General features: G+C 58.6%; 19 protein-coding genes. 8 read left to right on the top strand and 11 right to left on the bottom strand.

Annotation, left to right across the window (positions count from 1 at the left end; translation table 11 throughout):
• Positions 1-10 precede the first annotated feature (10 nt).
• The 8 genes from damX to ACR809_RS01745 all read right to left on the bottom strand — a co-directional run bounded on the left by damX (position 11) and on the right by ACR809_RS01745 (position 6,609).
• The gene (damX, locus tag ACR809_RS01780; RefSeq protein WP_004901053.1) at positions 11-1,297 is read right to left on the bottom strand and encodes a cell division protein DamX; all 1,287 of its coding nucleotides are present in this window, start codon (positions 1,295-1,297) and stop codon (positions 11-13) included.
• Positions 1,298-1,381: 84 nt separating this feature from the next.
• Positions 1,382-2,476: a 3-dehydroquinate synthase gene (gene aroB, locus ACR809_RS01775; protein WP_002920264.1), complete on the bottom strand. Its 1,095-nt coding sequence runs from the start codon at positions 2,474-2,476 to the stop codon at positions 1,382-1,384.
• Between the two features lie 55 nt (positions 2,477-2,531).
• Entirely contained in the window at positions 2,532-3,053 is a 522-nt protein-coding gene (aroK, locus tag ACR809_RS01770) for a shikimate kinase AroK (RefSeq protein ID WP_002920267.1), read from the bottom strand.
• A gap of 270 nt (positions 3,054-3,323) precedes the next feature.
• Positions 3,324-4,568 carry a DNA uptake porin HofQ gene (hofQ, locus tag ACR809_RS01765; RefSeq protein ID WP_021440817.1) on the bottom strand — a complete coding sequence of 415 codons (1,245 nt, stop codon included), beginning with the start codon at positions 4,566-4,568 and terminating at the stop codon, positions 3,324-3,326.
• Positions 4,501-4,884, bottom strand: a complete 384-nt coding sequence (locus ACR809_RS01760) for a HofP DNA utilization family protein (RefSeq protein WP_004889465.1) — start codon at positions 4,882-4,884, stop codon at positions 4,501-4,503. Before ACR809_RS01760 ends, hofQ begins: the two co-directional genes overlap by 68 nt.
• Positions 4,874-5,302: a HofO family protein gene (locus ACR809_RS01755; protein ID WP_004151403.1), complete on the bottom strand. Its 429-nt coding sequence runs from the start codon at positions 5,300-5,302 to the stop codon at positions 4,874-4,876. The genes ACR809_RS01760 and ACR809_RS01755 overlap by 11 nt, the downstream gene beginning before the upstream one ends.
• The gene (locus ACR809_RS01750) at positions 5,292-5,825 is read right to left on the bottom strand and encodes a PilN domain-containing protein (RefSeq protein ID WP_004174028.1); all 534 of its coding nucleotides are present in this window, start codon (positions 5,823-5,825) and stop codon (positions 5,292-5,294) included. Before ACR809_RS01750 ends, ACR809_RS01755 begins: the two co-directional genes overlap by 11 nt.
• Positions 5,809-6,609 carry a hypothetical protein gene (locus ACR809_RS01745; RefSeq protein ID WP_020323926.1) on the bottom strand — a complete coding sequence of 267 codons (801 nt, stop codon included), beginning with the start codon at positions 6,607-6,609 and terminating at the stop codon, positions 5,809-5,811. The genes ACR809_RS01750 and ACR809_RS01745 overlap by 17 nt, the downstream gene beginning before the upstream one ends.
• A gap of 118 nt (positions 6,610-6,727) precedes the next feature.
• Here ACR809_RS01745 and mrcA point away from each other — a divergent pair, with 118 nt between their 5' ends.
• Complete coding sequence (gene mrcA, locus ACR809_RS01740) at positions 6,728-9,286, top strand: peptidoglycan glycosyltransferase/peptidoglycan DD-transpeptidase MrcA (protein WP_004185951.1); 2,559 nt, start codon at positions 6,728-6,730, stop codon at positions 9,284-9,286.
• A 53-nt stretch (positions 9,287-9,339) separates the two neighbouring features.
• Here mrcA and nudE read toward each other — a convergent pair whose 3' ends face one another.
• The gene (gene nudE / locus ACR809_RS01735) at positions 9,340-9,900 is read right to left on the bottom strand and encodes an ADP compounds hydrolase NudE (RefSeq protein ID WP_002920321.1); all 561 of its coding nucleotides are present in this window, start codon (positions 9,898-9,900) and stop codon (positions 9,340-9,342) included.
• A 320-nt stretch (positions 9,901-10,220) separates the two neighbouring features.
• Here nudE and ACR809_RS01730 point away from each other — a divergent pair, with 320 nt between their 5' ends.
• The 5 genes from ACR809_RS01730 to pckA all read left to right on the top strand — a co-directional run bounded on the left by ACR809_RS01730 (position 10,221) and on the right by pckA (position 16,378).
• Positions 10,221-12,350 (top strand): intracellular growth attenuator family protein, encoded by a 2,130-nt coding sequence (locus ACR809_RS01730; protein ID WP_004174025.1) that lies wholly within the window; start codon positions 10,221-10,223, stop codon positions 12,348-12,350.
• A gap of 60 nt (positions 12,351-12,410) precedes the next feature.
• Positions 12,411-13,094: a GMP/IMP nucleotidase gene (gene yrfG / locus ACR809_RS01725; RefSeq protein WP_002920324.1), complete on the top strand. Its 684-nt coding sequence runs from the start codon at positions 12,411-12,413 to the stop codon at positions 13,092-13,094.
• Positions 13,091-13,492: a ribosome-associated heat shock protein Hsp15 gene (hslR, locus tag ACR809_RS01720; protein ID WP_023317325.1), complete on the top strand. Its 402-nt coding sequence runs from the start codon at positions 13,091-13,093 to the stop codon at positions 13,490-13,492. Before yrfG ends, hslR begins: the two co-directional genes overlap by 4 nt.
• Positions 13,493-13,510: 18 nt before the next feature.
• Positions 13,511-14,395 carry an Hsp33 family molecular chaperone HslO gene (hslO, locus tag ACR809_RS01715; RefSeq protein WP_004188324.1) on the top strand — a complete coding sequence of 295 codons (885 nt, stop codon included), beginning with the start codon at positions 13,511-13,513 and terminating at the stop codon, positions 14,393-14,395.
• Between the two features lie 360 nt (positions 14,396-14,755).
• On the top strand, positions 14,756-16,378 hold the full coding sequence (gene pckA / locus ACR809_RS01710; protein WP_004210368.1) for a phosphoenolpyruvate carboxykinase (ATP): 1,623 nt from the start codon (positions 14,756-14,758) through the stop codon (positions 16,376-16,378).
• A gap of 77 nt (positions 16,379-16,455) precedes the next feature.
• Here pckA and envZ read toward each other — a convergent pair whose 3' ends face one another.
• The gene (gene envZ / locus ACR809_RS01705) at positions 16,456-17,811 is read right to left on the bottom strand and encodes a two-component system sensor histidine kinase EnvZ (RefSeq protein WP_004901073.1); all 1,356 of its coding nucleotides are present in this window, start codon (positions 17,809-17,811) and stop codon (positions 16,456-16,458) included.
• The gene (gene ompR, locus ACR809_RS01700) at positions 17,808-18,527 is read right to left on the bottom strand and encodes an osmolarity response regulator transcription factor OmpR (protein WP_001157751.1); all 720 of its coding nucleotides are present in this window, start codon (positions 18,525-18,527) and stop codon (positions 17,808-17,810) included. The genes envZ and ompR overlap by 4 nt, the downstream gene beginning before the upstream one ends.
• A gap of 227 nt (positions 18,528-18,754) precedes the next feature.
• Here ompR and greB point away from each other — a divergent pair, with 227 nt between their 5' ends.
• Both greB and ACR809_RS01690 read left to right on the top strand, forming a co-directional pair.
• The gene (gene greB / locus ACR809_RS01695) at positions 18,755-19,228 is read left to right on the top strand and encodes a transcription elongation factor GreB (protein WP_002920503.1); all 474 of its coding nucleotides are present in this window, start codon (positions 18,755-18,757) and stop codon (positions 19,226-19,228) included.
• 100 nt (positions 19,229-19,328) lie between these two features.
• Positions 19,329-21,659, top strand: a complete 2,331-nt coding sequence (locus ACR809_RS01690) for a Tex family protein (protein WP_004150056.1) — start codon at positions 19,329-19,331, stop codon at positions 21,657-21,659.
• The last annotated feature ends 137 nt before the right edge of the window (positions 21,660-21,796 follow it).

Raw genomic sequence — 21,796 nt, 5'->3', positions numbered from 1 at the left:
CCCCACGGCATTATTTCAGGTCAGCCTGAACCTGATGCAGCGGTTTTGCCCATGGATTTTTCGCCTGCACGTCCGCCGGCAGCGAGGTGACAGCACGTTTCGCTTCATCTTTCGATGCATAGATACCGCTCACCAGCACGTACCATGGTTGGCCGTTACGCGACGTTTCATAGACAACATATTTATCCAGCTTCTCTTTCTTCGCCCAGTTGTTGAGGTTGTCGTAGTTAGAGGAGCTGCTGAGCTGCAGAGTATAGTGACCCGACGGCGCAGTTTTCATTGAGCTGACGTCACCTGCCGTCTTCCCGGTCTTCGCTGCCGGCGCTGCCGCAGCTGCCGTTGCCGCTGGCGCTGCGGTCGTCGTGGTCGGTTTGCTCTGAGCGGTGGCCACCGGTTTGCTTTCGCTGACGGACGTTTTCGCCGGAGCGGTGGTCGCCGTGCTTTCAACATGCTTCTGCTGGACCGGCTTCGATTCTACCGGCGTTTTCGCCACGGCCTGTGGCTTCGACTGCGGCTTCGCTTCGATAACGGTATGCTTACGTTCAGCCGGACGCGGGGTCGCTGCTGTCTGACGCTCGGTCGCCTGGCGCGGCGCCGCGGTGCCATTGGCGCCATTCCGGATTGGCGCGACGGTAGCCGGTTCAGTCGGCAGCGTCGAGTTAGCCACGGCGCCGTCCAGTTGGCCCTGCTGCTGGGTCAACGCATTGTTCAGATCGCCCTGAACTTCGATACGCTGCTGGCCCTGCGGCGCAACCGCTGCCTGGCCCTGCGTCGGGTTCGCGGCAATAGGCGGTACCGTTACGTCCTGCTGTGAGGTGCTGTTAGCGGCGGCAGTCTGGTCCTGGCCGGCAGCAGGCATGCTGGCGGACTGGTCGTCAGACAGATTAATGCTCTTCTCGCCGGAAGCGGTCTGCTGGCTGGAAGATGATGGCGATTTCAGTGCGGAACCGATACCCACGATCAACAGCAGCAGCACCAGAATCCCCACACCCATCATGATGTACTGGCGGGAGGCCGGTTTGGCCGGCGCTTTTTTACGCTTGCGCGGACGACGCTCTACAGGCTGCTCTTCGAGCATCTCCTCGTCTTGCGCATCCAGTTCTTCTTCGAACTCTTCCTCTTCACGCTCGCGACGGGCCTTACCAGCGCGCGTCGGACGGCCTTCATCGGCATCAAGATCAACATCGTCAAAATTGATCTGCGGATCGGCATCACGCTCGGAAGACTGACGGGAACGACCAGCACGACGATCGTTGCGATCGGCTTTCATATCGTCTTCTGGTTTGAAATCATCCATTTAACACCCCACTAAAAGGCTTATGCTCACGATTATTGCACATCACCCGAAATGATAACGCCGCGCGAACGCGGCCAGACCTTCTTATTGTTGCGCCTGCTGAGTATCAGCAATCGCGCCAAGAACCACATCGTGCGGCACTCCGCCGCGCAGCTCGCTGCTTCCTATTGCGAGCGGGAGCACCAGCCGCATTTCGCCAGCCAGTACCTTTTTATCGCGCATCATATGGGGCAAATACGCCTGCGCACTCATTTCCTGCGGGCCGCGTACCGGTAAGCCTGCACGCTTGAGCAGATCGATAATGCGCTGAGTATCCTGCGCGCGGAACTGCCCCAGCCGTTCGGACGTGCGTGCCGCCATCACCATACCTGCCGCCACCGCTTCGCCATGCAGCCAGTTACCGTAGCCCATTTCCGCTTCGATAGCATGGCCGAAGGTATGTCCAAGATTGAGTAAAGCACGTAACCCGGTTTCACGCTCGTCGGCTGCCACAACCTCCGCTTTCAGTTCACAGCAGCGGCGAATGCAGTACGCCATGGCGGTATCGTCCAGCGCCAGCAGCGCATCAATGTTGTTTTCCAGCCAGCTGAAGAATTCACCATCCAGGATCACCCCGTACTTGATGACCTCAGCCAGTCCGGAAGCGAGCTCGCGCTTCGGCAGAGTTTTCAGACAGTTAAGATCAACTACCACGGAAACCGGCTGCCAGAAGGCGCCAATCATGTTTTTGCCGAGAGGGTGGTTCACTGCGGTTTTGCCGCCGACCGACGAGTCGACCTGCGACAACAGGGTGGTAGGGACCTGGATGAAACGCACGCCGCGCTGATAGCTTGCCGCGGCGAAACCGGTTAAATCACCGATCACCCCCCCGCCAAGCGCCACCAGAGTGGTGTCGCGGCCATGTGGTTTTTGCAACAGCGCAGTAAACACGGTATCCATCACCGCCAGGCTTTTGTATTGCTCGCCGTCTGGCAGAATGACGCTGTCAACGTTGACCCCTGACTGCTCCAGCGCAGAGCGGACGGTATCCAGATAAAGCGGCGCCAGCGTTTCGTTGGTGACCAGCATAGCCTGGTCGCCCGACTTGAGTGGCAGGAAGGAAGCTGGATCGTTAAACAAACCAGCCGCGATGGTAATCGGGTAACTACGTTCCCCGAGGGTAACAGTAAGCCTCTCCATAACGCGACATCCACCTCAATGACTATTACTCTGACGCACTTTTATTAAGCCAGAATCAGTTGCTTTCCAGCATATGAATAATCTGGTTCGCGACGACTTTCGCACTCTGATCGTCTGTGCGGATAGTCACATCGGCGATCTCTTCATACAGCGGGTTACGCTCGTCAGCCAGCGCTTCCAGCACTTCACGAGGCGGCGCATCGACTTGTAGCAAAGGACGCTTTTTATCGCGCTGCGTACGGGCCAACTGCTTCTCGATCGTAGTTTCCAGGTAGACCACCACGCCGCGGGCGGAGAGACGGTTACGCGTTTCACGGGATTTTACAGAGCCGCCGCCAGTCGCCAGCACAATCCCCTGTTTTTCCGTCAACTCATTGATAATTTTCTCTTCACGGTCGCGGAAGCCTTCTTCGCCTTCAACATCGAAGACCCAGCCCACATCAGCGCCAGTGCGTTTCTCAATCTCTTGATCAGAATCGTAAAATTCCATGTTGAGCTGTTGGGCTAACTGGCGCCCAATAGTGCTTTTGCCGGCACCCATAGGCCCAACCAGAAAGATATTGCGTTTCTCTGCCATTTTTTCGGTACTACTAAGACTATTCGTTAATGATAAACCCGCTTCGCAGACACCCAGCGCCGCAGGGCATGAACTGAAACCTCATATGCAATAGAGCGAGAGTCAGACTAAAAATTATCTCAATACTCCGGCTGGTTTGGCAACTGAATAAAATCGCCGGACAATAAAGGGAGGATTGATGTCGTACCCGACTCTCAAATCGGTACCCCTTGTATGCTAAATCCGTCCTCACGTCAAACACCTGAAACGTGTTTAGCATGAAAAACCTGCTTAACGTACTGCCAGAATCCGTGGCGTAATAAAGACAACCAGTTCGCGACGTTCATTATCTTTCCCGTCACGACGAAACAGACGTCCCAGTACCGGGATATCGCCAAGCAGCGGGACGCTGTCGCGGGCGGTTTTGTTTTTCTGCGAAAAGATGCCGCCTAACGCTAAAGTCTCGCCGCTGCGAACTTCCACCAGGGTCTCTATCTCCTGCTTATCGATGGCCAGCGCTTCGCCGTTTTCCTGCTTCAGCACCTGGCCTGGCGTATTCTCGCTTATTCGCAGCTTAAGCCGCACTCTTCCCTGCTGCAGCACCGTCGGCGTGACCTCCATGCCCAGCACCGCCTCTTTGAACTCCACCGAAGTGGCGCCGCTTTCGCCACTGGAAACCTGATAGGGGATCTCGCTTCCCTGCTTGATGCTGGCAGGCTGCATGTGGGAGGCCAATAAACGCGGGCTGGCAATAATTTCGACCTGCTGCTTGCGCTCCAGCGCGGATAGCTCCAGCTCAAGCAAGCGACCGTTGATCTTGCCGACGTTAAACCCTGCGCGGGTGCTGGCATCGTTTACCGATACATCGCTGCTTAGGGTGGTGATTTGCCCGGAGCCTGGCGGGCTTCCGGCTTCCGCAAGCCGCCACTTCACCCCCAGCTCACGAAGGCTGGTTTCGCTCATCGACACGATATGGGCGGCCAGCTCCACCTGGCCGACCGGCAGATCCATCTCCTGCGCCCAGGCCTTCAACGCCGGCAGGTGCCGGGCATCATCGCGGATCAGCAGCCGATTAGTCCGTTTGTCCGCCATCAGGTGTCCCCTGGCGCTGAGCAGCTTTCCGCCGCTTTTAGCCAGCTCTTCAGCGTCGGCAAAGTGCAGGGTCACGCTCTCCGCCTGCAGGGGCAGGTTCTGCAGGCGTTTCTCCTGTTCGGCTTCACGCTGCGCCTGATTTGCCTTTTGCCAGGCCTGAGTGTGCGCGTAGATGACCGTCCCCTGCTGTTGCAAAGAGAGACCCGCGCTATCCGCTACCGCCCGCAGCGCCTGGCTCCAGGGAACCTTCTGCAGACGCAGGGAGAGCGTGCCGCTGACGTCCGGCGCGACGACGAGGTTCTTATGGTTCATTTCGGCCAGAGCTTGCAGCACCTGGGCCACTGGCGCATCGTCAATCACCAGCGAAACCGGTTTATCATTGCGGGCGGCGGGGGCCACCGCCAGCGGCAGCAGCAGAAGCAGCAGGCTTATCCATCGCATCATGTTGTTTCCCTTCACGTTGCCAGCGCCACGCTGGCGGTTCACATCCCGAAGACGTGACGATGTCCAGCTCACCGGCCGTCAGCCGGCTCACCCGCCAGCCCGTGGGCAATTGCTCATCCATGCGTACCCGTCGCCACTTTCCGTTCCCATCCTGCAGAAACCCCGTCCAGCCAGCATCATCCCCAACCGCCCCGCCATAGCGCCATTGCGAAAGCTGCGCCGTGCGGCAGGGATCCTCAACCGGCTGGAAAGGGTCACGCTCGGCCGCCAGCAGCGACAGCGGTAGCCACAGGAAGATCCAGCGTTTACCGCTCATCTTCCGCCTCCAGCAGCAGTCGCAGGCGGAGCGTCTGCGCCTCACGGCCCAGCGAAAACGAACGCGGATTCATCCCGCAGCGCGCCAGCCAGGAAAAAAGCGCGGGTACCGTTGACCAGGACAGGGTCAGCTCCATCTCGCCGCCGCTTCCCTGCGGACGCCAGGCGATAAGCTTCGCTCCGGAGAGCGGAATGGCTATGGGCGAAAATGACTGCGTGTCGATGCGCGCCCCGGGATTTTCCTCGCCGGGGATGCGCAGCGCCATGATCCGCCGCCACTGCGTTTGCAACGCCGCATCACGGGTTACCGCCGCCTGCGGCGGGCGCAGATCGCGCCAGAGCGCCACGCCGCCTCCCGACAGCCCCATTGCGAGCAGGATCGGCAGCCCCGTCCAGGCGCCCCGAAGGTTAATCCGCATCAGCGCGCGCTCCCGTCAGGGTAAAACTGAACTGCCAACGCCCCTCGGCGTCGCGCTGGGTCCCGCCGGCTTTTGCCGGCGCGAATCCCGCGACGCGAGTCAGCGCAGCCTCCACGCTGGTTAGCGCCTGCAGGTTAAGGGCCAGGCCGTCCAGCGTGAGGAGTACGCCCTGGTACTCCAGCCGCGTCAGCCACGCCTGCGCGGGCAGATCTGCCGCCAGCGCCTGCAGCCTGGGTTGCCAGGCGGCGATCGCCGATCTGCGCTGGTACTGCTGGCGCTGCCGTTGATGCTGCTGCCACGCCTCACGCATCGCCTGCTCGCGCTGCTTAAGCGAAGCGAGCAGCTGCGCGTCGGCCGTCGTGTGAAGCGTCGCCAGGAAGTCGCGCTGAAGACGCGCCGTTCGGCTCACCAGCAGGCCCATCCCGCCCAGCAGCACAATGCCGATGGTTAACAACAGGACGTAGCGCAGGCGCTGGCGGCGACGCAGGTCGCGCCAGGGAAGAAGATTAACGACATGCGTCATGCCGCCCGCCTCCCAGCGCCAGCCCAAGGGCAATGGCGTAACGATCGCCATCGGCTGGCAGCGGGGGCTGCCGACGGTGAATCACTTGCCAGACATCAAAGCGACTGGCCTCATCGCCCGCGTCAATACACAGGCGCAGCGGAACCTGAAGCTGCCCCGCCAGCTGGCTTAAGGACCCGACATCAGCGCAGGCGTCACTGCCCCAGGCCTCACGGGTCGCCCACAGCCAGCGCTTTTCATCCCGCCACGCCAGGCCCTGGTCTGCCGCAGTCATCCAGGGGAAAAAGGCGCCGAGCGCACTGGCATCCGGTACGATGGCCGCCACCCGCAGCCGCAGCCGCCCTGCCAGCTCCCGCAGAACATTGATATCCAGCCGCTGCGCCGCCGTAACCTGCCAGCCGTCATCCCGCGAGGTGGGGGCATAATCAATACATAGCGCGGAGGCAGGCATTGCCAGCTGCTGGCTCATGGCGCTGGCTACCCACGTCGCCTGTTCCCGCTCCCGCAGGGCGAACTGGGGATACGGAAGACGCTTTTGCAGTGTGCGCACCGCGGGAAAGGCGATACTAACCTGATGCTGCGCCGGTAGCTCCCGCCGCCAGGCGGCCAGCCGCGAACCGAGTGCGCTGACGTCCGCCACCATTCCCTGACGCACCAGCCCCGGCGGCAATGGGATACGCCACCAGCGGCGCAGCGCCCAGTGTGAACGTTCATGCAATAGCGCGACAATGGCAATGCTATCCTGTTGGATATGCATTCCAAGCCGCCAGTTTCTGAAAGCCATGCTTACGATCTCCTTATCCGGCAAAACTGCCCGGCTATATCAATGCACCTGGCTTGCCTTTATACTACCGCGCGTTTGTTTATAAACTGCCCAAATAAAACTAAATGGGAAAACACCGGTGAAGTTCGTAAAGTATCTATTGATCCTTGCAGTCTGTTGCGTACTGCTGGGAGCAGGCTCGATTTTTGGCCTCTACAAATACATAGAGCCGCAACTCCCCGACGTCGCAACCCTGAAGGATGTGCGTTTGCAGATCCCGATGCAGGTCTATAGCGCCGACGGTGAGCTTATTGCGCAGTACGGCGAAAAGCGCCGTATCCCTGTGACGTTGCAGCAAATTCCCCCCGAGCTGGTGAAAGCGTTTATCGCCACCGAAGACAGCCGCTTCTATGAGCACCACGGCGTCGATCCGGTAGGTATTTTCCGCGCCGCCAGCGTGGCGATGTTTTCAGGCCACGCCTCCCAGGGCGCCAGCACCATCACCCAGCAGTTAGCGCGTAACTTCTTTCTCAGCCCCGAGAAGACGTTGATGCGTAAGATTAAAGAGGCCTTTCTGGCCATCCGCATCGAGCAGTTGCTGAATAAAGATGAAATCCTTGAGCTGTATCTGAACAAGATCTACCTCGGCTACCGCGCCTATGGCGTCGGCGCCGCGGCGCAGGTCTATTTTGGCAAACCTATCGACCAACTGACCCTGAGTGAGATGGCGGTGATTGCCGGTCTGCCGAAAGCGCCTTCCACTTTTAACCCGCTCTATTCGATGGATCGCGCGACCGCCCGTCGCAACGTGGTGCTGTCGCGTATGCTGAGCGAAGGATACATCACCCAGGCGCAATACGATGAGGCGCGCAGCGAACCCATCGACGCCAGCTATCACGCGCCGAAAATCGCCTTCTCCGCCCCTTACCTGAGTGAAATGGTGCGCCAGGAGATGGTGAATCGCTACGGCGAGCAGGCCTACGAAGACGGTTATCGGGTCTATACCACCATTACCCGCAAAAACCAGCAGGCGGCCCAGCAGGCGGTACGCAATAACGTGCTGGATTACGATATGCGTCACGGCTACCGCGGCCCGGCCAGCGTACTGTGGAAAGTCGGTGAAACGCCGTGGGAGACGAAGAAGATCGTCGATTCGCTGAAGCGTCAGTCTGGCTACGGTCCGCTTTTCCCGGCGGTGGTCACCTCCGCGAATGCCCAGGAGGCTGTCGCGCTGTTGGCTAACGGCGACTCCGTTTCGCTGACGATGGAGGGCGTGCGCTGGGCCCGTCGCTTTATCTCTGATACGCAGCAAGGGGCGACCCCGCGTAAAGTCAACGACGTTGTGCAGGCCGGGCAGCAGATCTGGGTACGCAAGGTGGGTGACAGCTGGTGGCTGTCCCAGCTCCCGGACGTCAACTCAGCGCTGGTCTCCATTAACCCGCAAAACGGCGCGATTATTGCCCTTGTCGGCGGGTTTGACTTTAACCAGAGCAAATTCAACCGCGCCACCCAGGCGCTGCGCCAGGTCGGCTCCAACATTAAACCGTTCCTCTATACCGCCGCGATGGATAAAGGCTTAACGCTGGCAAGTATGCTCAACGATGTGCCGATCTCGCGCTGGGATGCGGGCGCAGGTTCCGACTGGCGGCCGAAGAACTCGCCGCCGCAGTATGCCGGTCCGATTCGTTTACGCCAGGGCCTGGGGCAGTCGAAAAACGTGGTGATGGTGCGCGCTATGCGCGCCATGGGCGTAGACTACGCCGCCGAGTATCTGCAGCGCTTTGGCTTCCCGGCGCAGAACATTGTCCACACGGAATCGTTGGCGCTGGGCTCAGCCTCCTTTACGCCCCTGCAGGTCGCTCGCGGTTATTCGGTGATGGCCAACGGCGGCTTCCTGGTCAATCCTTTCTTTATCAGTAAGATTGAGAACGATCAGGGCGGTGTCCTCTTCGAGGAGCGTCCGAAAATTGCCTGTCCGCAGTGTGATTTACCGGTAATTTACGGCGATACGCCAAAATCCAACGTGCTGGAAAACAAGGATGTAGAAGATGTCGCCACCTCCGCGGAACCGCAGAATGGCAACGTGCCGCCGCAGCCGCAGCTGGAGCAGGCCAACCAGTCGCTGGTCGCGCAGAGCGGCGCACAGGAATACGCGCCGCATGTGATTAACACACCGCTGGCCTTCCTGATCAAGAGCGCGCTGAACAGCAACATCTTTGGCGAGCCGGGCTGGATGGGCACCGGCTGGCGCGCCGGACGCGATCTGCAGCGGCATGACATCGGTGGGAAAACCGGGACCACCAACAGCTCGAAGGACGCCTGGTTCTCAGGCTACGGACCGGGCGTGGTGACCTCGGTTTGGATCGGCTTTGACGATCATCGTCGCGATCTTGGCCGGACCACCGCCTCCGGAGCGATTAAAGATCAGATCTCTGGCTATGAAGGCGGTGCCAAAAGCGCCCAGCCGGCCTGGGACAGCTTTATGAAGAGCGTGCTGGAAGGCGTTCCGGAAGAACCGTTAACTCCGCCGCCGGGTATCGTCACGGTGAATATCGACCGCAGCACCGGTCAGTTGGCGAACGGGGGTAATAGCCGGGCGGAGTACTTTATTGAAGGAACCCAGCCCACCCAGCAGGCAGTCCGTGAGGTGGGCACCACCCTGACTGACGGCGGCGGTGAAACCCACGAATTGTTCTGACAAAAAAAGCGCCTGCGGGCGCTTTTTTATTGCTGCTTAGCGTGGACGCTCGTTCAGAGTCGGCCCTGGGCCTGCAGCCATTCCCGCACTAAAAACAGCGCGCTGACGTTACGGGCCTCGTTAAAATCTTCTTCATCCAGCAGCGACATCAGCTGCGCCAGCGGCCAGCGCACCTGCGGTAGCGGCTCAGGTTCATCGCCCGGCAGTGACTCCGGATAGAGATCTTCCGCCACCATGATATTCATTTTGCTGGAGAAGTAGGAGGGGGCCATACTGAGCTTCTTCAAAAACGTCAGCTTATTGGCGCCATAGCCAACCTCTTCTTTCAGCTCGCGATTGGCCGCTTCATCCACGGTTTCACCTGGATCAATCAGCCCTTTGGAGAAGCCCAGCTCGTAGGACTCCGTCCCCACGGCATACTCACGAATCAAAATAATGTGATCATCCACAATCGGCACAATCATCACCGCTTCACGGGTGGAAGGCCGCATACGTTCATAAACGCGACGCACACCGTTGCTGAACTCCAGATCGACGCTTTCGACATTAAAGAGGCGCGAACGGGCGACAGTTTCAACATTGAGAATGGTGGGTTTTTGTAATGATTTGCTCATTGTCATCGGTCTATGCTGTGATTAAGCAGTCATTGTGCGATACGCAACACGCTTTCGGCAATCCAAATTGCTACTTATTTACAGAGTTGTAACCTTTTCCCTGCAGGGGGAAAAGTAATAAAGATAAAAAAGTCAATAGCTTGAATTCGCTTTGAGAATTTACCGATTTCTGCGCTTTAACGTTTTTGGTAAGCTTGTGCGCTGCTGCATGACATATTCACTACCCTGTAAGCAGGTGCGCCGCTAACACTGCAGCTTGACGTTAGTCTTCACGTTCACCGACGATTTCGTAAGAAAAAAATAACTTTGATGGGATGGGCATGGGCACCTTTCTGATATTCCTTACAGCTCTGCTAATCTGCGTATTGCTCATCGGATGGTGGTATCGCGCTCACGCCAGACGCCGCCGACTCCCCCTACTGCACGCCTTTAGCGACGCTACCACGCGGCAGCTTCCTGCGGATGAGCGCCAGGCTATTGAGAAGTATGTTGCCGAGTTGAGCCACGCCCAGCAGGTGCCGGCGTCCGGTGCGACCAGCGCGCCTGTCGCTCTGGCGCTGAACGAACAGAGTGATACCGTCTATGCGGTGACACGCGCCATCACCCGCTACGGGATCACCACCGACGCGCCGAATAAATGGCGCTATTTCCTCGATTCGGTTGAAGTTCATCTGCCGCCGTTCTGGGAACAGCATATCAACGATGAAAACAGCGTCGAGCTGATCCCCACCGACAGCCTGCCGCTGGTTATCACCCTTAACGGTCATAGCCTGAGCGACTATCGCCAGGAAGCGCAAAGCTACGCCCTGGAACGCGCTTCGGCCACCCAGGCCTCCATTCGCGGCGAAGAGAGCGAGCAGGTAGAGTTGCGGCAGATCCGTCGGGAAACGCCTGAAGAACACGCTCTGAATCGCCCGGACGGGCTGCGCGAAGCGATCCTGATCGTCGCCTCCTTTCTGTTCTTTTATTTCAGCCTGATTGGGCCAGCTGTCTTTACCCCCTGGCTGGTCGCCGCAGGTTTGTTGCTGCTCGCCGCCGGACTGTGGGGGATTTATGCCCCGCCGCGTCGCGCCGCGCTGCGCGAAATCCATTGCCTGCGGGGCGTCCCTAAGCGCTGGGGATTGTTTGGCGAAAACGATCAGGAGCAAATCAATAACATCTCGCTGGGCATTATCGATCTCATCTATCCGCGCCACTGGCAACCCTGGATTGCCCAGGACCTGGGGCAGCAGACCGATATTGATATCTATCTCAACCGCCACGTGGCCCGTCAGGGACGCTACCTGTCGCTTCATGATGAAGTGAAAAACTTCCCGCTGCAGTACTGGCTACGCAGCGCGATTATCGCCGCCGGCGCCCTGGTGGTGGTGATTATGCTGTGGGCCAGCGTACCGTTGAATATGCCGTTTAAGTTCACCCTGTCGTGGCTGAAGGGCGCGCAAACGATTGAAGCCACTACCGTCAGCCAGCTGGAAAAAGCCCATGTGCGCATTGGCGATACGCTGCGCCTGACCGGTACCGGGATGTGTAATATCCGCACGCCGGGCAGTTGGTCCGCCAAAGAGGATTCGCCGTTCCTGCCTTTCGATTGTTCACAGATTGTGTGGAACGACGCCCCTCCTCTGCCGCTGCCGGAGTCTGACATTGTCAGCAAAGCGACCGCCCTGATGCAGTCCGTCCAGCGCCAGCTGCACCCGGAAACCGACGATGATTCCCGCGTCAGCCCTGCCCTACGCTCCGCCATTCAGAAATCAGGCATGGTGCTACTGGATGATTTCGGCGATATCGTGCAGAAAACTAACGATCTCTGCTCGGCAAAGGATGATTGCCTGCGGCTGAAGAATGCGTTGGTCAATCTTGGCAATACCCGTAACTGGGAAACGTTAACCAAGCGCGCCACCGCCGGCAAGCTGGATGGCGTGAACGTGCTGCTGCGGCCGGTCAGCGCCGAGTCGCTGGAGAATCTGGTGACCACCTCAACCGCGCCCTTTGTGATACGCGAAACCTCACGGGCCGCGCAGGCGCTGAACAGCCCGGCTCCCGGCGGTTTTCTTATCGCCAGCGATGAGGGCAGCGTACTGGTCAATCAGCCGTGGCCGGCGGTGAGTCTGTATGATTATCCGGCCCATGAGCAGTGGGGCGAACTGCGGCGGCTGGCCGGTATGCTCATGCATACCCCCTTCCATGCCGAAGGTATCGTTACCAACCTGTTTACTGACGCCAACGGCACGCAGCATATCAACCTGCATCGCATCCCCGACCGCAGCGGCCTGTGGCGTTATCTGGGCATCACCCTGCTGCTGCTGTCAATGGTGGGGTGCATGGCTTACCACGCCGTGCAGGCCCTGCGTCGTTATCAACGCCATCGTCAGCGTATGGAAGAGATTCAGAAATATTACGAAAGCTGCCTTAATCCGGTTTTGCTCCCCTCATCTGACTCGCAAGATTAATTTTCCCGGCGACAGGGTGTGATACCCTGTCGCCCATTTTCCGCTCGCTGGAGAGTCATCATGCACTTTGATATCGCCTGGCAGGAGGTCGATACCGTTCTGCTGGATATGGACGGCACGCTCCTGGACCTCGCCTTCGACAACTACTTCTGGCAAACGCTGGTGCCTGAAACCTGGGGGGCCGCCCGCGGCCTCAATTTGCAGGAGGCGAAAGAGGCCATGCGCCAGGAGTATCACGCCGTGCAGCATACGCTAAACTGGTACTGTCTGGATTACTGGAGCGAGCGCCTGGGTTTGGATATTTGTGCGATGACCAGCGAACAAGGTCCGCGCGCCACGCTGCGCGAGGATACCGTGCCGTTCCTTGATGCGCTCAAGGCCTGCGGTAAGCGACGCATTCTGTTGACCAATGCCCATCCCCACAATCTGGCGGTCAAGCTCAAACACACCGGCCTGGACGCGCACCTTGATTTATTACTTTCCACCCACACATTTGGTTATCCGAAAGAGGATCAGCGTCTGTGGCGCGCCGTGGCGGAGGAAACTGGCCTTGAGGCGCACAAAACGCTGTTTGTCGACGACAGCGAGGCGATACTGGATGCCGCGAGGGAGTTTGGCATTCGTTACTGCCTGGGTATTACCAATCCTGACTCCGGACTGGCGGAAAAGCAGTATCTGCGCCATCCGGGGCTGAATGATTACCGACGACTGATCCCTTCGCTTACCCCGAAGGAGAGGCGATGAAAGAGAAGCCCACCGAAACCGTCAGACTGGACAAATGGCTTTGGGCCGCCCGCTTTTACAAAACCCGCGCGCTGGCGCGGGAAATGATTGAAGGCGGCAAGGTGCATTACAACGGACAACGTAGCAAACCCGGAAAAATCGTCGAACTCGACGCCATGCTGACGCTGCGCCAGGGCAACGACGAGCGGACGGTGCGCATTATCGGCATTACCGAACAGCGCCGCCCGGCAAGCGAAGCCGTCAACCTGTATGAAGAGACGGTGGAGAGTATCGAGAAGCGTGAAAAAATGGCCCTGGCGCGCAAAATGAACGCCCTGACCATGCCGCACCCTGACAGACGTCCGGACAAGAAAGAGCGCCGCGACCTGATGAGATTTAAACACGGCGAGAGTGAATAACTCGCGCCAGAAAGAGAGATGATTATGACTCAACACGATCAATTACATCGTTATCTGTTTGAAAACTATGCCGTGCGCGGCGAGCTGGTGACGGTGTCGGAAACCCTGGAACAGATTCTGGCGAATCACACCTATCCCCAACCGGTCAAAACGGTGCTGGCGGAGCTGTTGGTCGCCACCAGTCTGCTGACCGCGACGCTGAAGTTTGCCGGCGACATTACCGTACAGCTGCAGGGGGATGGCCCTTTACAGCTGGCGGTGATCAACGGCAATAACCAGCAGCAGCTGCGCGGCGTCGCGCGCGTGCAGGGCGAGATTGCGGACGATGCGGATCTGAAAACGATGGTCGGCAACGGCTACCTGGTCATTACCATCTCTCCGGAAGAAGGTGAGCGCTATCAGGGCGTGGTCGGTCTGGAAGGCGATACGCTGGCCGCCTGCCTGGAAGATTATTTCCAGCGTTCAGAGCAGCTGCCGACGCGCCTTATCATCCGCACCGGCGATCATGAAGGCCAGCCGATGGCGGGCGGGATGCTGCTGCAGGTGATGCCGGCGCAGGATGCCCAGACTGCCGACTTCGAGCACCTGGCGACGCTTACCGAGACCATTAAGGCGGAAGAGCTGTTCACCCTGCCGGCAAATGATGTGCTGTGGCGTCTGTACCATGAAGAAGAAGTCACTGTCTACGACCCGCAGAGCGTGGAGTTCAAGTGCACCTGCTCCCGCGAACGCTGCGCCGGCGCGCTGAAGACGCTGCCGGATGAAGAGATTGATAGCATCCTCGCCGACGAAGGCGAAATTGATATGCACTGCGACTACTGCGGTAACCACTATATCTTCAATGCCATGGATATTGCCGAGATCCGTAATAACGCCTCTCCGGCCGATCCGCAGGTTCATTAATCCCCGCATCTTTCTCAGGCACAGGGCGGCAATGTTGTTTGTCGCGTTGTGCCTGACTTTTAATTTATTCGCGAGTTGAATCGATTTTCCCTGAAAGAGTTACGTAATTTAATTTCAGGAAAGCGATTACATTCACATTTCAGCAGTTTTTTTAATTACTTTTTAACCATTGAGAAACATCTAACCCCACCATCCGTCCATTTCCTGAGATAATCCACTCCACTTCGTGACAGGAGTCACCGTTTTTATCGTCATTCTGAGGAATGTCGAGATACGTAAATCTATGAGCCTGGTCGCGGTCAATACCCGGCAATTAACCCTACAATTTACAGCAGTACATCTTGGCTAAGGAGCAGTGACATGCGCGTTAATCATGGTTTAACCCCGCAGGATCTCAAGGCTTATGGTATCAATGACGTCCAGGATATCGTCCACAACCCCAGCTACGACATGTTGTTTCAGGAAGAGCTCGACCCGAACCTGGAAGGCTACGAACGTGGCGTATTAACCACTCTGGGTGCTATCGCCGTCGACACGGGCATTTTTACCGGTCGTTCTCCGAAAGATAAGTATCTCGTGCGCGACGACACCACCCGCGACACCGTCTGGTGGTCCGATAAAGGCAAAGGTAAAAACGACAACAAGCCGCTTTCGCAGGAAACCTGGCAGCATCTGAAAGGGCTGGTGACCCAGCAACTGTCCGGTAAACGCCTGTTTATCGTCGACGCTTTCTGCGGCGCCAACGCCGATACCCGTCTCAGCGTACGTTTCATTACCGAAGTGGCCTGGCAGGCGCACTTCGTTAAAAACATGTTCATCCGTCCGAGCGATGAAGAGCTGGCTGAATTCGTGCCCGACTTCATCGTGATGAACGGCGCGAAATGCACCAATCCGCAGTGGAAAGAGCAGGGCCTCAATTCGGAAAACTTCGTCGCCTTCAACCTCACCGAGCGCATTCAGCTGATCGGCGGCACCTGGTACGGCGGCGAGATGAAGAAAGGGATGTTCTCGATCATGAACTACCTGCTGCCGCTGAAGGGCATCGCCTCCATGCACTGCTCAGCCAACGTCGGCGAGAAAGGCGATGTCGCCATTTTCTTCGGCCTCTCAGGCACCGGCAAAACCACCCTCTCCACCGACCCGAAACGCCGCCTGATTGGCGATGACGAACATGGCTGGGATGACGACGGCGTGTTTAACTTCGAAGGGGGCTGCTACGCCAAGACCATCAAGCTCTCTGAAGCGGCCGAGCCGGATATCTATCACGCCATCCGCCGCAACGCCCTGCTGGAAAACGTGGTGGTACGCGCCGACGGCACGGTCGATTTCGATGACGGTTCAAAGACCGAAAATACCCGCGTCTCCTACCCCATCGACCACATCGACAACATTGTTAAGCCGGTGTCTAAAGCGGGTCACGCTACCAAAGTGATCTTCCTGACGGCCGATGCGTTCGGCGTCCTGCCGCCGGTCTCCCGCCTGACCGCCGACCAGACGCAGTACCATTTCCTGTCCGGGTTTACCGCCAAACTGGCCGGCACCGAGCGCGGCGTAACCGAACCCACGCCAACCTTCTCCGCCTGCTTCGGCGCCGCCTTCCTGTCGCTGCACCCGACGCAGTACGCCGAAGTGCTGGTCAAACGCATGCAGGCGGCTGGCGCGCAGGCTTATCTGGTCAATACCGGCTGGAACGGCACCGGCAAGCGCATCTCGATTAAAGATACCCGCGCGATCATCGACGCCATCCTCAATGGCTCGCTGGACAACGCGGAGACCTTTACCCTGCCGATGTTTAACCTGCAGATCCCGACGGCGCTTCCGGGCGTGGATACCCACATCCTCGATCCGCGCAGCACCTATGGTTCCCCGGAGCAGTGGCAGGAAAAAGCCGACCAGCTGGCGAAGCTGTTTATTGAGAATTTTGAGAAGTATACCGATACGCCAGCGGGCGCCGCGCTGGTGGCGGCAGGACCGCAGCGCTAACGGGCGCAAAGGTGAAAAAGCCGGGCTTGCCCGGCTTTTTATTGTGCAACATCCTGAGTAGCTAACCGCGGGCGCGATCAGCTCTCCCTGGCGGGTTTCATCGGCGTCAGCATCCGGTGCACCGGCAGCCAGGCGCGGATCAGTAACCCGCCGCGTTCGCTGGAGCCAATCTCCAGCCGGCCGTTGTGATTGTCGATAATACGCTGAACAATCGCCAACCCCAGCCCGGTGCCGCTGGTGCTGCGGGCGCTGTCGCCGCGTACAAACGGCTGAAACAGGTGCTCCCGCTGCTCAGGTTTAATCCCCGGTCCATCATCTTCTACCTGGAACCAGGCCCGGCTCGCTTCGCTGCCGCTGCTGACCTTGATCCAGCCATTGCCATAGCGGGCCGCGTTGACCACCATATTCGCCAGCGCGCGCTTGATAGACAGCGGGTGCATACGTACCGGAATTTCGCCGGCCTGCAGGGCGGTGGCGATTTCCCGCTCATAGCCGCTCTCCGCAGCGATCACTTCCCCCAGCACCGCATTCAGATCCGCCAGCTCCATCGGCATCTCCTGCCCGGTGCGCAGATAGTCGATAAACTGCTCGATGATGGCGTTGCACTCTTCGATATCTTTGTTAATCGACTCCGCGAGATAGCCGTCCTGCTCGCCCATCATCTCGGTGGCCAGACGAATGCGGGTCAGCGGAGTACGTAAATCGTGGCTGACCCCGGCCATCAGCAGCGTACGGTCGTCAGCCAGCTGCTTCACGCCCGCCGCCATATGGTTAAAGGCGCGCGTCACCGAACGCACTTCGGAGGCGCCATACTCGCGCAGCGGCGGCGGAATAATGCCGCGCCCGACCTGCAGCGCCGCGTGCTCCAGATCCACCAACGGGCGGTTCTGAATACGAATAAACAGCCAAGCGCCGCCTATCGCCAGCAGCATGATCGCCAGGGTATAGCGGAACAGCGGCGAGAAGTCGCCCTGATGGATCTCGGTCAGCGGCACCCGCACCCAGATATTGGGCGACAGCCAGGTCTTCAGCCACACCACAGGGGAGCTTTTATTGACCTCTACCCGCACCTCTGTGGGGCCACCAAGCTGATGGGCCATCTGCTGACTTAAGAATTCATAATGCTGCGCCCAGCGCAGGCCTGCGTCTTCCGCCGCTTCATTGGAATAGAGCGAAATCCCCAGCTCGCGATAAATTTCACGACGAAACGCCGGGGGCACCACCAGCTGGGTGCCATCCTCCAGCTGCAGTTTGTCGGTCATCAGCATACGCACTTCGTAGGCTAACACTTTATTAAACTGCTGGAGACTCGGCAGGATCGCGAAATTCAGTACCACCAGATAGGTCGTCACCAGGCTGACGAACAGCAAGGTGACGATCAGGAGCAGTGTGCGAGCAAAGGAGCTGCGCGGCGAAAAGCGCACGCGTTTCATGCCTTAGAACCGTCCGGGACGAAGACGTAGCCCAGACCCCAGACGGTCTGGATGTAGCGCGGATGCGCCGGGTCCTCTTCCACCATGCGGCGCAGGCGGGAGATCTGTACGTCGATGGAGCGCTCCATCGCAGAGTATTCGCGGCCGCGGGCGAGGTTCATCAGCTTATCGCGCGACAGCGGCTCACGGGGATGGCTCACCAGCGCCTTCAGGACCGCGAATTCGCCGCTGGTCAACGGCATCGGCTCGTCTTCACGGAACATCTCGCGGGTGCCTAAATTCAGTTTGAATTTACCAAAGGCGATAACCGCCTCTTCCTGCGACGGCGCGCCCGGCAGCTCGTTCGCCTGGCGGCGCAGCACCGCCCGGATGCGGGCCAGCAGTTCGCGCGGGTTAAACGGCTTCGGAATATAGTCGTCAGCCCCGATCTCCAGACCCACGATCCGATCGACCTCTTCGCCTTTCGCCGTCACCATAATGATCGGCATCGGGTTACTCTGGCTGCGCAGACGACGGCAGATAGAGAGACCATCTTCGCCCGGCAGCATCAGATCCAGCACCATCAGGTGGAAGGATTCACGGGTTAACAGACGATCCATCTGTTCGGCGTTCGCCACGCTACGAACCTGGAAGCCCTGCTCGGTCAGATAACGCTCGAGCAGCGCACGCAGGCGCATGTCGTCATCCACAACCAGAATCTTATAATTCTCTTGCATTGTTTGTACTCCCAAAGGTTCACTGCAATAGTCAGTGCGTATTCTCAAAAAAGCCCGGCGCGCTCACCAGCTAAATCTGGTATATATTCCAGGCTAAATTGTTACAAAGCATATTTAACAGCAGGTTAAGTATACATTTAATCATAAGACACAGTATTTATCCTGTCGGTATTATTACGCGCTACAAATTGTGCGCAACGACAGACAGTCAGAAGGTTGAACTCACGATGAAAACGCCGCTGATCACCCGCGAGGGATATGAAAAACTGAAGCAGGAGATGGACTACCTGTGGCGCCAGGAGCGTCCGGAAGTGACCAAAAAGGTGACCTGGGCCGCCAGCCTCGGCGACCGCAGCGAGAACGCGGACTACCAGTACAACAAAAAGCGCCTGCGGGAGATCGATCGCCGGGTCCGCTATCTGACCAAATGTCTGGAACAGTTGAAAATCGTCGATTACTCGCCGCAACAGGAAGGTAAAGTCTTCTTCGGCGCCTGGGTAGAGATTGAAAACGATGAAGGCGATATCAAGCGCTTTCGCATCGTCGGTTACGATGAAATTTTTGGCCGCAAAGACTATATCTCCATCGACTCGCCGATGGCGCGCGCACTGTTAAAAAAAGAGGTTGGCGATCTGGCCATCGTCAACACGCCGGCGGGCGAAGCCAGCTGGTATGTCAACGAGATCGAATACGTTAAATAGACAAGAACTTTCCGAGAGACGCCCGGCGCGGCTGGTATTTTTAGCCGTCAGTCCGTATAACTAGTCCCTGTTTTTTGACCCTAAAGATGAATTAAAAGCCATGATGAATGATTCGCTCTGCCGCATTATTGCGGGTGAACTTCAGGCCAGAGCCGAACAGGTAGAAGCTGCCGTTCGCCTGCTTGATGAAGGGAACACCGTGCCGTTTATTGCACGTTATCGTAAAGAAGTCACCGGCGGTCTGGATGACACGCAGCTGCGTAATCTGGAAACTCGCCTCGGCTATCTGCGCGAACTCGAAGACCGTCGTCAGGCGATCCTCAAATCCATCGCTGAACAGGGCAAACTGACCGACGCGCTGGAAAAAGCCATCAACACCACGCTCAGCAAAACCGAACTGGAAGATCTCTACCTGCCCTACAAGCCGAAGCGCCGTACACGCGGGCAGATCGCTATCGAAGCCGGGCTCGAACCGCTGGCTGACCTGCTGTGGAACGAACCGGCCCACGATCCGGAAGCGGAGGCCGCAAAATATATTGATGCCGATAAGGGCGTAGCCGACAGCAAAGCGGCCCTGGACGGCGCGCGCTATATTCTGATGGAGCGGTTTGCCGAAGACGCCGCGCTGCTGGCGAAGGTCCGTGACTATCTGTGGAAAAACGCCCACCTGGTCTCCACCGTCGTCAGCGGTAAAGAAGAGGAAGGCGCTAAATTCCGCGACTACTTCGATCACCATGAACCGATCGCCACCGTGCCGTCGCATCGCGCGCTGGCGATGTTCCGCGGTCGCAACGAAGGCGTCCTGCAGCTCTCTTTAAACGCTGACCCGCAGTTTGACGAGCCGCCGAAAGAGAGCCACGGCGAGCAAATTATTATCGACCACCTGGGCCTGCGCCTGAATAACGCCCCGGCGGACAGCTGGCGTAAAGGCGTCGTCAGCTGGACCTGGCGGATCAAAGTCCTGATGCATCTCGAAACCGAGCTGATGGGCACCGTGCGCGAACGCGCGGAGGACGAGGCAATCAACGTCTTCGCCCGCAACCTGCACGATCTGCTGATGGCCGCGCCCGCCGGGCTGCGCGCCACCATGGGACTCGATCCGGGCCTGCGCACCGGGGTGAAAGTGGCCGTCGTCGACGCCACCGGTAAACTGGTCGCTACCGATACCATCTATCCCCACACCGGCCAGGCCGCCAAAGCGGCCGTCGCCGTCGCCGCGCTGTGTGAGAAGTACAACGTTGAGCTGGTGGCCATCGGCAACGGTACCGCCTCGCGTGAAACCGAGCGTTTCTTCCTCGACGTGCAGAAGCAGTTCCCAAAGGTCACCGCCCAGAAGGTGATCGTCAGCGAAGCCGGGGCTTCCGTTTACTCCGCCTCCGAGCTGGCGGCGCAGGAGTTCCCGGACCTCGACGTGTCGCTGCGCGGCGCGGTCTCCATCGCCCGCCGTCTGCAGGATCCCCTGGCCGAGCTGGTGAAAATCGACCCGAAATCCATTGGCGTCGGCCAGTATCAGCACGACGTCAGCCAGACCCAGCTGGCGCGTAAGCTGGACGCGGTGGTGGAAGACTGTGTGAACGCCGTCGGCGTTGACCTGAACACCGCCTCCGTTCCGCTGCTGACCCGCGTCGCCGGCCTGACCCGCATGATGGCGCAGAACATCGTCGCCTGGCGCGACGAGAATGGTCAGTTCCAGAACCGCCAGCAGCTGCTGAAAGTCAGCCGTCTGGGGCCGAAAGCCTTTGAACAGTGCGCGGGCTTCCTGCGTATCAACCACGGCGACAACCCGCTGGATGCCTCCACCGTTCACCCGGAAGCTTACCCGGTGGTCGAACGTATTCTGGCCGCCACCCAGCAGGCGCTAAAAGATCTGATGGGCAATAGCAGTGCGCTGCGCCACCTGAAGGCAGTGGACTTCACCGATGAGAAGTTTGGCGTCCCGACGGTCACCGACATTATCAAAGAGCTGGAAAAACCGGGCCGCGATCCGCGTCCGGAGTTTAAGACCGCGAAGTTCGCCGATGGTGTGGAGACCATGAATGACCTGCTGCCGGGAATGATTCTGGAAGGTGCCGTCACCAACGTCACCAACTTCGGCGCGTTTGTTGATATCGGCGTTCATCAGGACGGACTGGTACACATTTCGTCGCTTTCTGACCGGTTTGTTGAGGATCCGCACACCGTGGTGAAAGCGGGCGACATCGTCAAGGTCAAAGTGATGGAAGTCGATCTGCCGCGTAAGCGTATCGCCCTGACCATGCGTCTCGACGAGCAGCCGGGCGACAGCAACGCCCGCCGCGGCGGTGGTCAGGAGCGCCCGCAGGGAAATCGCCCGGCCGCGAAAGCCGCCAAACCCCGCGGTCGCGAGGCGCAGCCTGCCGGCAACAGCGCGATGATGGATGCCCTCGCCGCAGCGATGGGTAAAAAACGCTAAACTCTCCCTGCCCCTTTTTCAGGGGCAGTTTTTTTTCATGACCAGGCCATCGCCATCACGCGCAAAACAGCTTCAGTTGTTTCTGATAACCTGCTTTTATTCCACGCCTGAAAGGCAGCGAAATTAATATTTTCATT

This window comes from Klebsiella sp. CD33, from assembly GCF_051992865.1.
GTDB lineage: Bacteria > Pseudomonadota > Gammaproteobacteria > Enterobacterales > Enterobacteriaceae > Klebsiella > Klebsiella pneumoniae.
This window is presented reverse-complemented; position numbering and strand designations above follow the sequence as displayed.

What these genes read in the sequence shown, in the direction of transcription:
- ACR809_RS01760 (WP_004889465.1), bottom strand. Translation starts at nt 4,884, where the DNA reads ATGAGCGGTAAACGCTGGATCTTCCTGTGGCTACCGCTGTCGCTGCTG.
- pckA (WP_004210368.1), top strand. Translation starts at nt 14,756, where the DNA reads ATGCGCGTTAATCATGGTTTAACCCCGCAGGATCTCAAGGCTTATGGT.
- damX (WP_004901053.1), bottom strand. Translation starts at nt 1,297, where the DNA reads ATGGATGATTTCAAACCAGAAGACGATATGAAAGCCGATCGCAACGAT.
- aroB (WP_002920264.1), bottom strand. Translation starts at nt 2,476, where the DNA reads ATGGAGAGGCTTACTGTTACCCTCGGGGAACGTAGTTACCCGATTACC.
- ompR (WP_001157751.1), bottom strand. Translation starts at nt 18,527, where the DNA reads ATGCAAGAGAATTATAAGATTCTGGTTGTGGATGACGACATGCGCCTG.
- ACR809_RS01745 (WP_020323926.1), bottom strand. Translation starts at nt 6,609, where the DNA reads ATGGCTTTCAGAAACTGGCGGCTTGGAATGCATATCCAACAGGATAGC.
- ACR809_RS01755 (WP_004151403.1), bottom strand. Translation starts at nt 5,302, where the DNA reads ATGCGGATTAACCTTCGGGGCGCCTGGACGGGGCTGCCGATCCTGCTC.
- ACR809_RS01690 (WP_004150056.1), top strand. Translation starts at nt 19,329, where the DNA reads ATGATGAATGATTCGCTCTGCCGCATTATTGCGGGTGAACTTCAGGCC.
- hslR (WP_023317325.1), top strand. Translation starts at nt 13,091, where the DNA reads ATGAAAGAGAAGCCCACCGAAACCGTCAGACTGGACAAATGGCTTTGG.
- envZ (WP_004901073.1), bottom strand. Translation starts at nt 17,811, where the DNA reads ATGAAACGCGTGCGCTTTTCGCCGCGCAGCTCCTTTGCTCGCACACTG.
- aroK (WP_002920267.1), bottom strand. Translation starts at nt 3,053, where the DNA reads ATGGCAGAGAAACGCAATATCTTTCTGGTTGGGCCTATGGGTGCCGGC.
- hofQ (WP_021440817.1), bottom strand. Translation starts at nt 4,568, where the DNA reads ATGATGCGATGGATAAGCCTGCTGCTTCTGCTGCTGCCGCTGGCGGTG.
- greB (WP_002920503.1), top strand. Translation starts at nt 18,755, where the DNA reads ATGAAAACGCCGCTGATCACCCGCGAGGGATATGAAAAACTGAAGCAG.
- yrfG (WP_002920324.1), top strand. Translation starts at nt 12,411, where the DNA reads ATGCACTTTGATATCGCCTGGCAGGAGGTCGATACCGTTCTGCTGGAT.
- nudE (WP_002920321.1), bottom strand. Translation starts at nt 9,900, where the DNA reads ATGAGCAAATCATTACAAAAACCCACCATTCTCAATGTTGAAACTGTC.
- hslO (WP_004188324.1), top strand. Translation starts at nt 13,511, where the DNA reads ATGATTATGACTCAACACGATCAATTACATCGTTATCTGTTTGAAAAC.
- ACR809_RS01730 (WP_004174025.1), top strand. Translation starts at nt 10,221, where the DNA reads ATGGGCACCTTTCTGATATTCCTTACAGCTCTGCTAATCTGCGTATTG.
- ACR809_RS01750 (WP_004174028.1), bottom strand. Translation starts at nt 5,825, where the DNA reads ATGACGCATGTCGTTAATCTTCTTCCCTGGCGCGACCTGCGTCGCCGC.